General features: G+C 47.6%; 11 protein-coding genes. 9 read left to right on the forward strand and 2 right to left on the reverse strand.

Annotated elements, in window-relative coordinates; all coding sequences use genetic code 11:
- Positions 1 to 18: 18 nt before the first annotated feature.
- From ACQ6WK_RS08655 to ACQ6WK_RS08690, 8 genes are all read left to right on the forward strand, one after another.
- Complete coding sequence (locus ACQ6WK_RS08655) at positions 19 to 1,716, forward strand: GumC family protein (RefSeq protein WP_432800347.1); 1,698 nt, start codon at positions 19 to 21, stop codon at positions 1,714 to 1,716.
- 5 nt (positions 1,717 to 1,721) lie between these two features.
- Complete coding sequence (locus tag ACQ6WK_RS08660) at positions 1,722 to 2,600, forward strand: ExeA family protein (RefSeq protein ID WP_432800348.1); 879 nt, start codon at positions 1,722 to 1,724, stop codon at positions 2,598 to 2,600.
- Positions 2,600 to 3,610: a CpsD/CapB family tyrosine-protein kinase gene (locus ACQ6WK_RS08665; RefSeq protein ID WP_432800349.1), complete on the forward strand. Its 1,011-nt coding sequence runs from the start codon at positions 2,600 to 2,602 to the stop codon at positions 3,608 to 3,610. The genes ACQ6WK_RS08660 and ACQ6WK_RS08665 overlap by 1 nt, the downstream gene beginning before the upstream one ends.
- A gap of 442 nt (positions 3,611 to 4,052) precedes the next feature.
- Complete coding sequence (locus tag ACQ6WK_RS08670; RefSeq protein ID WP_432800350.1) at positions 4,053 to 4,421, forward strand: hypothetical protein; 369 nt, start codon at positions 4,053 to 4,055, stop codon at positions 4,419 to 4,421.
- Between the two features lie 72 nt (positions 4,422 to 4,493).
- Positions 4,494 to 5,180, forward strand: a complete 687-nt coding sequence (locus ACQ6WK_RS08675; RefSeq protein ID WP_432800351.1) for a hypothetical protein — start codon at positions 4,494 to 4,496, stop codon at positions 5,178 to 5,180.
- 57 nt (positions 5,181 to 5,237) lie between these two features.
- Positions 5,238 to 6,611, forward strand: a complete 1,374-nt coding sequence (locus ACQ6WK_RS08680; protein WP_432800352.1) for a hypothetical protein — start codon at positions 5,238 to 5,240, stop codon at positions 6,609 to 6,611.
- A gap of 107 nt (positions 6,612 to 6,718) precedes the next feature.
- Entirely contained in the window at positions 6,719 to 7,807 is a 1,089-nt protein-coding gene (locus ACQ6WK_RS08685) for a PhoH family protein (protein WP_432800353.1), read from the forward strand.
- 187 nt (positions 7,808 to 7,994) lie between these two features.
- The gene (locus tag ACQ6WK_RS08690) at positions 7,995 to 10,391 is read left to right on the forward strand and encodes an HD family phosphohydrolase (RefSeq protein ID WP_432800354.1); all 2,397 of its coding nucleotides are present in this window, start codon (positions 7,995 to 7,997) and stop codon (positions 10,389 to 10,391) included.
- Between the two features lie 3 nt (positions 10,392 to 10,394).
- On the opposite strand, the gene ACQ6WK_RS08695 is transcribed toward ACQ6WK_RS08690, so the two are convergent.
- Positions 10,395 to 11,705: an ADP-ribosylglycohydrolase family protein gene (locus ACQ6WK_RS08695; protein ID WP_432800355.1), complete on the reverse strand. Its 1,311-nt coding sequence runs from the start codon at positions 11,703 to 11,705 to the stop codon at positions 10,395 to 10,397.
- Positions 11,706 to 12,206: 501 nt separating this feature from the next.
- Between ACQ6WK_RS08695 and ACQ6WK_RS08700 the strand changes: the two genes are divergently transcribed.
- Complete coding sequence (locus ACQ6WK_RS08700) at positions 12,207 to 13,052, forward strand: type II secretion system protein (protein WP_432796989.1); 846 nt, start codon at positions 12,207 to 12,209, stop codon at positions 13,050 to 13,052.
- A gap of 132 nt (positions 13,053 to 13,184) precedes the next feature.
- Here the strand turns inward: ACQ6WK_RS08700 and ACQ6WK_RS08705 are convergent, their stop codons facing one another.
- Complete coding sequence (locus tag ACQ6WK_RS08705; RefSeq protein WP_432796990.1) at positions 13,185 to 14,270, reverse strand: LacI family DNA-binding transcriptional regulator; 1,086 nt, start codon at positions 14,268 to 14,270, stop codon at positions 13,185 to 13,187.
- Positions 14,271 to 14,309: the final 39 nt, after the last annotated feature.

The raw sequence follows: 14,309 nt of genomic DNA on the forward strand, positions 1-14,309 counted from the left end.
CCCCATACGGTAATGACAATGAGTGAAAAGCAAGAACAATCAAATACAATTCTTGATTTGTGGGACATCTTCCTGCAGTACAGGTGGCGATTCATTCTGCCAGCCTTCCTGATCACCACAGGTGTTCTGGCCGCAGGGTTTCTACTTCCTAGGAAATATAAAGCTGTCGCACAGTTCGAACGACGTACCGACATGGTCATGACAGAAATGTCGACCAAAGGTGCTTCACAGTCCTTCCAAGATCCACGCGGGATGTTGATGGAAGAACTCAAAGGTCAGCCAGCCATTGATGCGCTTATTAAGAAAATTCAACCCGAACTAGTTGAAAAAGGTTTGATCCGCAATGATCTCGACAAGCGTATGCTCCATGCTAATATCGCAAGACGGGCGGTGGTTCATTGGGACATCGCTACAGGCACATTAGACCGTGTCCGCATTGAATTCGTCGATACAAATCCCGAACTTGCGACCGTCGTCGTAAATACTCTTGTCGAGAATTACATTGATCGCACACGGCAAGCTATGAACGGCCGCCTTGAGCAATCCTCCGGTTTCTTCCGCCAAGAAGTGGTCAAGAATCGGCAACGTATTGAGAAACTTGAGAATGATGTTCTAGAGTTCGAAATCAAGCATACCGATCTTTTGCCTGAAAATCCTAACAATATTCAAACTAAAATTTCCGATCAGCAAGAGCTTCTGAATGAATTGGTCAGCAACAGAGAGGCTGCATTCTCAAGAGTTAATGCTCTTCGTGCATCTCTTGAAACTGAACCTCACACCATCCCAACCACCGTCATGGGACGCAATCCTGAACTGGGACATCTTGAAAATAAGCTTCGTGAACTCACTCAACGCATGGCACATTACACCAGCGTGTTGAAGATGAAAGATCGCCATCCAGATGTTCTCGCCTTAGCGGAAGAGATTACTGAACTTCAGACGGAAATTGACGGAACCAGCAAGGAGATCGTTGTTGAACGACAAACAACAACAAACCCTAAACGTGCTGAACTTGAATTACGTTTGACCGCCGCAATGAGTGAGTATGATGCACTTCATCGGCAATCAAGCAACATGGAGAAGCAACTCGCTGCGATGGAATCGGAAGCTGAGAAGATCTACATGGTTCGTAGTTCCTATCGAAAACTGCAACGCCAAGTCCAGGAATCACAACGCCAAATGGCTTTCTGGGAAGACAACCTTCGCCGTGTTGAAATGGCCATGGCAGCAGAATCTGGTAACAAAGGTATTCAACTTCAATTTATTCGACCTGCAGTTGTGGTTCGCCAACCAATCTCCCCGAACTGGATGCAATTGGTCATGGCAGCAATCTCGCTTGGTCTTTTCTGTGGTGCCCTAAATGTGTTTGTATCCTATAGAACCAATGACTCATTCAACGATGGATCGCAGGCTGCGAAGTACTGCGACCTACAGTTGTTCGGTGCGGTCAGTGAGATTATTTCTCAGCAGCAACGTAAGGTACGTCGCCTGAGAAGTATGATCCTGTATCCGACCAATGCTGCCATCATGGGTGTAGTTCTGTTTATGCTTGCAGCCCTGCTCTACCTGGATCTTGAGAAGCCTGAAGTTTTTCAAGAGATCAAGATGAGTGCGAGCCGTCTGGTAGGCGGTCAAGAAGCTTTGGCTGACGAGCATGAGCTGGTTGACGAAAAGGGTGATGTGGAGACACCGTCTGTCTCAACACCCATGGAGTAACCCGGATGTATCTTAAACGATACCAATTTTACACACAGCCTTTTGAGAATACGCCTGACCCTCGCTTCTTCTATGCGAGCGAACAGCATAAAGAGGCTCTTGCGGCGATCGAATACACGATCAGCATGCGCAAAGGTATCGTTCTGATTACAGGTGATATCGGCACGGGCAAAACCACGATTGGTCGAGCGATGCTGGAGGAATTCGGGCGTAAAGCCACGATTGCTCAGCTGCTTCATGGACACAAGGATGGTGAAGAGCTTTTAAGACATATTGCTCGTTCCCTTCATCTAAAAGCCTCAAATCATGATGATCGATCAGTCATTCTAAGGCGGCTTGAAAAATATCTCTCAGAACGCATGGAACGTGGAAAACCAGTTGTACTCTTTATAGATGAGGCTCAAACACTTTCTGATGAAGCGTTAGAAGAAATTCGACTCATTAGTAATTTTGATACTGCTTCAGAAAAGCTTCTTCAACTCGTTCTCATTGGCCAACCAGATCTGCGTGATCGTATTTCTCAAGATAATCTGAGCGCACTTCGGCAACGAATTGTACTAGCAAAACAGCTATATCCACTGTCGTATCGCAATGTAAAAGGTTATATTCAACACCGTTTGAATACTGCTAGTGAAACTGAGGTCTCAACCATTTCATTCTGCGATGAAACGACTCAAAATATCTATCGTTTCTCACGTGGTATTCCACGACTTATTAATATTGTTTGCGACAATTGTTTATTGCTTGGATTTGTCCAAAGCACAGACCAGATTACGCCGACAATGGTACAACAGGTGATCTGTGATATGGTGCCATCATTAGAGCAACATGCCGATTACCATCATTTGCAAAAACCATCAAATACTATGGCAGGGAATATGTGATGGGATATATCTTCGACGCATTAAATCAGAATCAAGATGATCAGCACAAATCTTCATCGAGCGAGCATACTCCCACAGAAAGTACGCCCACTATACATGAAGATACAAGCACCCCATCATCACTCCATAGTGATACCGTAGAACAAACAGAAGCGGTTCAAGATACAGCTAATCACAAAGATCAATCACCCATCGGCATTACTCAAGAATTAGCTGATCACAAGGATCAAGAAACCGCTAGTACAGGTGAAAAGAATTACATCGAGATCGAAGTATCTGATGAGTGGATTGATGGCGTTGACGATCGTTTGATCGCCCTGCGAGAGCCCGGCGCGGTGATGGCAGAAGAATATCGTTCCATTCGAACATCATTGCTCGCCCGCTGGAATCATGAACGACACTTGGTCCATACAATCACCAGCGCTACACCGCAAGAGGGCAAAACAATTACAAGTTTGAATCTTGGATTGAGTTTTGCAGAACTTCATAACCGTGCGGTTGTGGTGATTGAAGCTGATTTGCGTTTGCCGACCTTTGAAAAGTTACTGCACCTTGGTACGAACAAAGGTCTTGTCGGCTATCTGCACGGCGACTGTTCACTAGACGAAGTCATCCATCAAATCGGTGAAAATGGCTTGCATATTATCCCTGCAGGCGGCCGAGCCAATAATGATTCTGTCACGCTTTTGAGCAGTCAACGCATGATGAATCTGATTAAGATTCTTCGAAATAAATACGACCATGTGATCATTGATACGCCACCAGTCGTTGAGCTTGCTGATGCGGGCATCCTCGGGTCAATCAGCGACGACGTACTCCTGATTGCTCGTATGAATCGAACGCCAAAGGCGCTGATCGAGCAAGCCAAGCGAACACTGACAAGCTACAACGCTCCTGTGTCAGGTATGATCGCAACCGACCAACGTCATGTTCGTCGCAAGCATTACTACTATCGCTACGGCTATAAATACAATTACCACAACCGTTATTACACCAAACGTGCAGCTTAACGGACAATAACAATGAGCTGATGCCAACTTGAAAGGAAGTACCATGTATTTTGGTCGCATTCAAGCGGAGCGCAGCGGGGCGGATGGGGAGAAATTCGCCCGGATGACTTACGATGCATTTTGCCACTCTTCTGTTTAGGTACGAACCGTGCACATAACGCCAATAAACGAACACGTATCTGAAATCTCAAATCAGCTTCCACACATGCTCATGGTTTGCGATTCTGTCCCAGATCAATTGGGTAACGCAAAACAATTACAAGCATGGGAAATGTTAAAACAGTTGTCGAAATGCCATCAGGTACACCTAGTTTGCATCGCACGGACTTCACTAAATCTGCTTCAATGGCGACAGCTTGATCACATGGCCTATCAGGTCCATCTGCTCAGTAAATTCACCATAGGTAGAAAATCACAGATCGCAAAAGTTTTGCAGGAAATCATGAGTCAGCACACACCCAGAGTTGTGTATGCTCAATCGCCAGATCTTTGGCCATTCCACAGCAGGATTAATGGCGCTTATCACGTCATTGATTGGACTCATCATCAGCAGTCCATGTATCTGCAATCGTATCATCGCCGCACGGTTGTTGATTTGGCGGATCATGTGTTCAGCTGCGTATCAAAAGGCTTTAACCGCTTGGCAAAGGCTTACCCACAGGCAGAGCAACTGAATAACACAGATATGCTTTGCCAACGGATCATACAACTCACGTCGAATACCGCACTCAAGCTCAGTGAGAGTGATTCTGATTGCGTAACGTATCGTGTGCCAACCGAACCGGATCTGAAGCTGGCACAAGCAGCGTAAAGCCACTTTTCACGACATCTTGATATGCAAATTCAATTGGGACTTTCTGCCTGATGGGGTTATCATGTTTGCATGATCAGGTTTTCAGATAATCTATCACCAGCCAAACGAGAGGTTGTGATCGCCATCACCATGATCCTCGTGTTTGCGATTTCTGTTTCAGGCGCATTTCTCACTACATTGCTCGACCAAGAGGCCGCTCACGCCGATTCATCATCACAGAGGCAAGCACCGATCGCGTTCCCGGCATCCCTAAAAGCGGCAAATGGCGGCATACTTCATTTCAATATCCAGGCAGGCTGGACTGATGACGCTAAGATTCAAGCTTGGTGGGCCGAGCGATTGAACATTGGCTCGTGCCTGGCCTATGTCGATCCCAAGCCACCATATCGACAGCTTATCGCTTTCCCATTGAGAACAAATAAGCCAGAGAAACTTAATGAGGTTTCTGAACGTATAGCCAGTATGCTGACCGCAGTCACTTCCGTGAGCAAACTGATTAACCCGCGGATCGAACATTATCCCTCAAGCGACAAACAACTCACCAGCATGCTCCTTACCGCTCAGAGCGGCACCGAAGACCCCAACAAACTTCAGTTTCACGGCATTGCGGTGATCACGACAGATGAGCAGAATTTCTGGGTGTTCTATTTGACGGATACGTTGCAAAAAGGACATCAGCCAGAACGTGCGGCTTTGTCTGATATGGCAGCGCTTTCGATTATTTTGGCTACCGCACGGTATGAGCCGCCGGCATAGATAGAGTCTGGCCTTGCACATTATGTAATACTTCAGTGAATTTGTCAGGATGAACAGATGAGCCAATCTTCCGCAACAAGAACGAACGATCACTACCATCGCACCTTGATCATGCTTATCCTGATGGCGATGAGCGTTGCCTTGCCAACACTTTGCAGGGCTGCAGATGACATACCCACCGCAAAAGAAAATGACACATTTGATGGCCGGTGGGTTGAATCATCCTATGGTTTTACAGTCTTACCACCTGTAGATACCCAAAAAGTCAATAACACTTCAGACGGTGCACTGGTTAAGTTCTTCACTGACGATTATTCGATCAGTATCGATGTGATCCAATCAAAGCAAGCAATCAGCCTTGTAGAAATTGCGGGAACTTCTTTCAACCAATTTAGTTTCGCGTACCCAACCTCCCATCTTGCGGCATCAGAAGAATTCAGCTTGCCTAATCAGCTTAAAGGTATTCATCAGTATGTGTTTGTACCGGAGAAGGAAAAGGACAATTGGGTAATGGGCGAGACATTCGTACAGATCGACCCACTAACATTCGGCATGATCTCGATGGAATGTAAAGCAGATGCCTTCGAACAGGTCAAACCGATCTATGAAGCGGTTTGCAACAGCGCTTCGCTGAAATCATATATCGAACTGGACAACCAGCGAAAAGTCTTAATTGAACGCGGCAAAAAAGTTAGCAACTCTATCACGAATGATAATCTTCGAGATTTCATGATTCCCGAACAGTGGTTTCGGATCTTATCTGACGGCCAGGATATCGGGTTTGCTTATATGCAGCAGTACATCGATAACATTATGGGCAAGGAAGGCATCGCCATTAAGATTAGTGCCTCGATCAAATTTGGAGGCAACCAAATCTCAACACAACAATCCTTCTTCGAATCCAACGACAGCATGTATGAAATGTGGTCGATCGTGAAAACAGAACGTGACCCCAGTAAATCCATCGCCACTAAGCGTGGCGACGGACAAATCGAAAAACTGCCTGCGAAAAGCAGTTCCGCTATGACAGGTATCCGTACCGGCAATCTACTGAACGTCACCGCTGAAAAAGATGGCAGCGTCACCAAACGCGACTATAAAGTGCAGATGAATACCTATCTGTCACAAGTACGTGCTCAGCTTATCCCCACACTCCTTGTGCCAAACAAAGAAGATGCCTTCTCGTTCTACAAATTTGATACCGGCAAGCAATCGCTCACGCTACACAAAATCGTCTCCTATCCATCTTCTGAACACCGCGGCGCGTACTGGGTCGAAGTTTACCCCACTCTAGATGCTAGCCCCAACAAGTTCCTCTACGACGAAGAAGGCCGTATCAGCAAACAGATCCTTCCCATCGGCATTACTTTGGTACCAACCACACAGGCCGAACTCAAAGTCATCCAAAGCAAACAACGGTTGCAACAATAGCTGCCTCGCACTTCATGCCACATTTGCGATTATCTCCCCAATTCCTGCTATAATACCGCGTTCACAAACGACTCAGATACCAACATACGAGGCGTAAGAGGTATTCATTGGAACTCACAATCACACTACCTGATACAGAAAAGCGGATCGCCATCACCGGTACTGCTGAACGAAACCTCAAGATTATTCGTGAAAGCTTGGGTGTTAATATCGTAGCGCGCCACGACGCCATCAAACTCAGTGGCGACTCGCGCGTGGTAGGCCAAGCATCGCATGTCATTGATAAACTGACCGAAGCCGCAAATCAGCACAAACCGCTTGATCGCCAGGAACTGCTCGACACCATTGCCGCAGCCACTCGAATGAACACCGCCCACCAATTGCAACTTGATGAACAACCCAACAAGCATAAAGCGCAACACAAACAACGTAACAGCGATCAGTTGGACGTTTACCTCACCAGCCGTAACGTGCGGCCCGCGACCGAAGGACAAAAGCATTACCTCGATGCGATCATGCAGCACGACTTAACTTTCTGCATCGGACCTGCAGGTACAGGCAAAACATACCTCGCGGTTGCCGCTGCGGTGTCAATGCTTAAACACGGCGAAGTCCGCAAACTCGTCTTGGTCCGACCGGCCGTCGAAGCCGGTGAAAAGCTCGGTTTCCTACCCGGCTCTATGCAGGATAAAGTCAATCCATACCTGCGGCCTCTCCTTGATGCCCTGCACGACATGATGGAATTCGATCATATCCAGCGTTTCATGGCCTGCGATTTGATCGAAATCATCCCGCTTGCATTCATGCGCGGGCGAACGCTGAATGATGCACTAGTCATCCTCGACGAGGCACAAAACACCACTAAGAATCAAATGATGATGTTCCTCACACGACTCGGTCATGGCTCGAAAATGATCGTCACCGGAGACACTTCGCAGATTGACTTGGAGAAACCAACTGACTCTGGATTACTTGATGCCGTCCGTCGCCTCCGCCACACTAAAGGGGTCGCAATGGTCACGTTGCAGCCAACCGATATTGTCCGTCATGATCTGGTACAAAGAATTGTCCACGCATACGGCATGAACAAACAAGGCCGTGTATCCGTAAATGACCTGATCGAAAAGAATTATGGGAAAGAGTCTAGCCACGACCTATTTGAGCAAGATGAGCATTCTTCTAGTCAGAATCCATAGACCAGCTACAATACGCTGCGGCAGCTCATCGCGAGCTACGCCCTAAACCCGACAAGATTGACCTACAGGGGCCACTGGTGTTATCGGACAGCCAAGTAGGTGGACAATCTGGTCGATGACCAACCGATGAGGCAGAGAGTGATTGATACGAAGCATCTGTTTTGCTTCGGCCCGAATAAGGCAATACATGGCCAACGGTAAATCAACAAGTGCAAGACGACGAGAGGTCCGCAAGAACCTCGGCAAAGACGCTTCCAGCTTCTCTCGCGGGATCGCTTTTGCTAAACGCCGCGAGTTTGTCTGGACGACGATCTTCATCGCCGCCATGGCTCTCTTTGGCGGATGGATCACCATCCACTCAACTGAAAGCCCAACCTATGAAGTCGGGCAATTGATTACTGAACCGATCGTTGCGCGCATTTCTTTCGATGCTGTCAAAGAAGCCGAAACACAACAACGCCGCGAATCTGCACGTGAACGCACACCTGCTATTTATGTTGCTAACGAAGAGTACTACGACGAACTCGAACGGCAAATCGAAAGCCTTGTTTCACTCGCCAAATATAATAACGTCAATGAGATCCCATCGGCTGATCTCGAAAAGAACGGCCAAAGCATCAACATCACTCCGCAAGGCCTAGACGCACTGCGCAAGTATCTCAACGAAGACGACACCGTTAATAACCAATGGCGCAAGTGGACACTCGACTTCCTACGATTCTATTTTTCAATCGCTATCCTAAACACTCAGCAATATGATCAAGAACATAACTGGAACAGCCCCGGCCTCATCCGCCTAATACATCCTCATCAACTTCTTGAATCACCCACCCCCCAATACATGCCGCCCACCCTCACACAAAGCCGCATCTTTCAAATCGATGATACGGAAAAACTTAAGCAACAGATCATCTCGAATATCCGCTTCTTCCCCCAGAGCATCCAGCCCACACTTGTCGAGCTCATCCTCGCAACGCGGCAACCCAACTACCTTATTGATGCAGAACTCACACATAAAGCGCGTAACGAAGCCTACGATGCTGTCCGGCCTGTCATCGTGCCGTATGCTGCAAACACTGTCCTCATTAAACCCGGCATCCTTGATGAAGAATCAATCTCCCTGATCGAACAGGAACAAAGAGCCTATCTCGGCGATATATCTCACAGCCAAATAGAGAGCATGTCCGAGGAGCAACTCAACCGGATGAGCTACCGCGTAACCACCATCTGGTTCTCCCGCCTCGGCATAATCGGGATCTTTCTCCTCATCGCTACCTCACTGTGGGTCTACATCTACAACTATAACGTCAGACTCGTCACCAACCCATTGCGTGGGTTTGCACTGACATGCATCGTGCTTTTCGCACTATTGATCACAGTTATTGCAACACACCTTTGGCCTGAAGGACTCTATGCAACCGCCACCTTCCCAGCCCTGCTCGCTACAATTTTACTCGCCATAATATATGACCAACGATTTGCTCTTGCCATAGGCGCAGCCATCGTCGCCATGATCATGATCTCGCTGAACCTGCCGGTCGCGTTTGGCATGATCGCTTTTACTGGCATTGGTATCGCTGCGGCACTCCTGCCTGCCGTCAAGACCAGTTCCACTGTCGTCCGCGTCGGCGCTATTTCTGGCGTTGTGATGTTCGCTGCGGCCATCCTTGTCGGCCTCGCCACTCAACCTCTCTACATTAACGCAGAACTCAAGCAAATCGTCACTGACGCACTACTCGCACTCGGCTCCGGCATCACAGTCGGCATGTGCGTCCAGGGCACGCTCCCAATGATTGAAAAAGTATTCCACATCACCACTGCTATGACACTCAAGGAATACAACGACGCTTCTAAACCACTCCTACAACGCCTTGCACAAGAAGCGCCCGGCACGTATCAACACTCACTTCGCATCGCAGATATGGCAGAATCTGCAGCTGAAGCTGTTGGCGCGGATCCGTTACTATGCCGTGTTGGTGCGATGTATCACGACATCGGTAAAATCAACAAACCCATGTACTTCATCGAAAACCAAGGTGGTGGCCCCAATCGCCACGCCAAACTTTCCCCCGCAATGTCGCTGCTCATTATCGTCGGACACGTCAAAGATGGCATTGAGATGGCACGTGAATACGCTTTACCCCGAGTGCTCCGGCACTTCATCGAATCGCATCACGGCACGACCCTCGTCGAATACTTCTATCACGCTGCTAAAAAACAGCGTGAAGCAGAAGATGAAGCCGCGCCTTCTGAATTTGAGTTCCGCTACCCTGGCCCTAAACCGCAAACCAAAGAAGCCGCCATCATGCTCATCTGCGATGGTATCGAAGCAGCTGCACGCACCCTCCCCGACCCAACACCCGTCCGCCTTGAACAACTCGTCTCAAACATCGCCAGCAAGCGTCTCATGGACGGTCAGTTCGACGAATGCAATCTCACTCTCGCTGAACTTCACAGCATTGAGGAAGCCATTACCAAAACCCTCTGTGCCATCTATCATGCACGCATCAAATACCCAGCAGAAGATGCTGCCCCAGATGTCAACGATGAATCGCACGCACCCCAGACACAAACCGGCACATAATATCTATCCCACCTCTTGCCATACTAATTCAGCCTGCACCATCATCCGCTTACACACATCTTCAATATCTAATAACGGCACTCCGTTCAAATAGGTCCGCATCCTCCCTTCAAACGGCTTGGTCCATTTTCTTTCTATCCCCTTACTCCCCACAATCGCCCCCAAGATACTCCCAGCCGTCGCCGCGGTACAATCATTATCCATCCCCATCGCCACCGTTTGCCCAATCGTTTTCGTGAAATCCATCCCGCCAAGCGCAAGCCCAAACACAACCAAGCACGCATTATTCTCTGCGTGTACATGGCTCATCCCCGCAAAGCGATCATCTACCATGCATCGCGCATACTCAAAATCTTTCAAATCATCGCACCTCGCTAGCGCCCAATGAATAGCCTCTGCAAATCGGCAATTTGCAGGTATCTCCGTTAATCCTATCCGGATCGCTTCCAACGGATCATCCACGGTAAACGCTGCCGCAATCGCCGCACTGAAAAACATCGCACCATAAACCCCACTCTTCCGATGGCTCAACATCGCATCTCGCCATGCCAATTCCGCCGCTTTCTCCGGCCAACCCGCCGCTACATATCCCCATGTATCACTGCGGATCCAAGCACCAATCCAATCGACATACGGATTGTCTTTACCACCGCAATCTATCACATCCACACCGTTACGGTAATTTTCTAACGCTTTCTTTTCAGCCGTATATGCAACAGGCAAAAGCTCATCCCATACAGCAGCAATATTCGCAGTACTATAATTTGCCCCAAATCTCTCTAACACAAACAGATTCACAAGCATGTATGCAAGATCATCATCAACCGGCACATGCTTCATCTGCCCTCGCTCAAAGAGATATCTATAATCATGCGTACAATGAATCGTTTCTGGATCAGCTACACGACTCCAATAATCAACAGGAGGATGCGCTTCTCCAATCACCTTTGCAAAAATCTTGATACGTTCCATCGACCACAATTCCACCGGCGCGCCAAGCACACATCCTGCACATCTCCCAAGAATTGCACCCCGCAATCGATCAAAAAATCTAGGGATGCCTGGCAACGCATCCGCAAGTTTCCGTCCCCCTGACGGCCGCTTTTCCCTGATCGTATTCAGATCATCTGGCTCCAAGCTACAATCATCTGTTTTATTAAGTAGCTCCATCAATCGCCCGCGTGCCAATTCAATCCATGCTTCAAGCTCCTCTTCACTAGATAACCTTGGCTCCGCGCCACGCTGCCCGCACAATTCAACCCAGTTCAGCAATTCGGTAAATTTGAGCTTTAAAGCTTCTGATCTGTCATTCATGCCAACCACTCCTTCCGCATCATTTATGCGTGAAATACGCGATCCACTTTCGCCACAATAAAACTGCCCCCCGCAAAGAAAATCTAGAGAAACAATAACTTCTATTTAGCATGCGAATATCGATGAAACAATTTTGAATTATAGCCATACCAACAAACTCCATACAGTAGCCAAAATCACAATGCTAGAAAAAAACAAGCACAAACCGGACTTTACAAACCTATACATAAAAATCTTAACTATTGTTTTTAAAGCATTTATATAAATTAACCTCAAATCAGACAAAATTTTCTTCTTCAACTTGAATTACAGCTATTGAACTGTTCCATTATTCTTATAAACTTAAACTATAGTTATACCTGCTGGCACAATGAGATCTATAGCGTTTACCCCTAGCCGGCCAACACAACAGCCGCAGCACAAACTGCGATCGACTCATTTAACCGTAACGCCAAACAGGCAGAGCACTCAAAACGCTCAAAGATTTGGAAGGACGCAATGATGACACACCGTACCCGGACACCAAAGACCACATGCCTTCGCGGCGCATTCACACTCATCGAACTTCTTGTGGTCATTTCGATTATTGCTTTACTAATCGGCATTCTTCTGCCGGCACTCGGTGCCGCCCGAAATACCGCGCGGACAATCCAGTGCGCAAGCCGCATGCGTCAACTTACGTTTACCATGCTCGCCTACGCAACCGACAACAAGGACTATTTCCCACCAGAGCATTCCGCAAGCATCTCACCTGACGGCAAGGAGCACTACTGGTATTCGGATCCAGTCATCAGCAGCTATCTCCCTAAAGCAAAGATTACAAGTAGCGGATCATATGGCGGTGTGATCTTTCCCTGCCCCAGTGACGTACAAGACGCCGCTCGATCATATGCTATCAACATCTGGTCAACATGCGATCCAGTCAACGTGCTTGGCGCATTGAACTGGACCTTTGGCGGCGACTATACGCAAAAAGGTATCCCCTTCAACGCGACCGTAAAAAACTCAACCAAGGTTATTCTTTTCGCAGAAAACTACTCTCGCTGGGAATTTGAGAACGAGTGGTATGCAAGCCCATATGTCGGCTATTACAGCAGTGCATGGGAGCGATTCATGGAGCATGGCGGCGGCGGCAGAGCAGCTGATTCTGTCTCACTCATCGACTACAACCGCCATAATGGGGGCCAAGATATCTGGGACAACAAAGGCAAAGCAAACTTTTCCTTTATCGATGGGCACGTTTCAATCTGGGACTCTGAGAACATCGTAGATCGCGACGCATCGCCTCCTGATTCTACTTATGAAATTCTCTGGACACCAGAAGACGAAAAGAAAGCAAAACCATAATAGAAGCATAACTAAGACAACCAAGCCCGCTCAAAAGAGCGGGCTTTTCATTGGCCGACATCTACGATTAAAATAAAACTCGATAATAATCTTATCGAGAAACGCTACAGTCATACTCTGAAATAAACAATACTACCGTCGCGGCGGTGCGGAAGATTGCCTGATAACAAGTTCCGATCGCAAAATTCTGTCGGTATGCCCCTCCTTACCATTACTGATACAATTCATTAAACCAGATAACGCCGCATGCCCAACTTCAACCAACGGCTGGCGTAGTGTGGTTAATGTCGGCGATAGATACATCGCACTCGGCGGATCATCCACACCAACTACAGATAAATCGCGCGGCATCTCCAAGCCAATCGTCATCGCGATTTCATATACATCCAGCGCGAAATAATAACCTGCAGCAAATACTGCCGTCGGGCGATTTTGCGATGCAAAAATAGTACTCAAAGAAATCTTTTCCTGACGATCAAGCCGCGACCCTGATGCTTCATATACATTTTGGCTTATAACCTCTAAGCCAAGTGATTCGCAAGCGCGCTTAAATCCAACATACCGATCATGATTATTACTCAATCGATTGGTTCCGCCAACATAAAAGATCTTCCGGTGCCCCATTTGATATAAATGCTCAACCGCTTGCTGCGAAATGTCACAATTATCAACATCAATCGAAACAACATTAGATTGTTTTGACGGCGCGGCCACTACAATGCATGGCGTTGATTTTTCTATACGAGACCCGAAATAAGCAAGCTCCGACTCTGTAGGATTTACATATATGTACGCACTATGATGGTCTGTTAACTCACTATCGAAATGCAGTATCGTCATCTCCGCATTATGAAGATTTGCCGCTTGCCGGAGCCCCTCCATAATCTGCCCATGATAATAATCACCGATCATTGACTCGCGGTGAAAAACCAATCCGATACGGCTAAGTCGATTCTGGCGACTATCACGCAGCTGCTGATCTACAACAAAAGTACCAAGCCCCTGCTTGCGATCCAGCACACCATTAGAAACCAACTCCTGCATCGCCCGGTGAGCCGTCACAACGGAAACTGACAATTGCCTACTCAGTTCTTTGGTGCTGCAGATTCTTTCGCCTGGCTTAAAATAACCTGCATCAATTGCACCAACAACCGCTTCTTTCACACATTCGTGCAACGGCTGATTCTTCGCTTGTGCCGGCAACTTCAAAGTAAACATTTCGACCCCTCAAGTAATACGATCTTCTTGCAAACCACA

It is taken from the genome of Poriferisphaera sp. WC338 (assembly GCF_050931845.1).
Taxonomy (GTDB): domain Bacteria; phylum Planctomycetota; class Phycisphaerae; order Phycisphaerales; family Phycisphaeraceae; genus Poriferisphaera.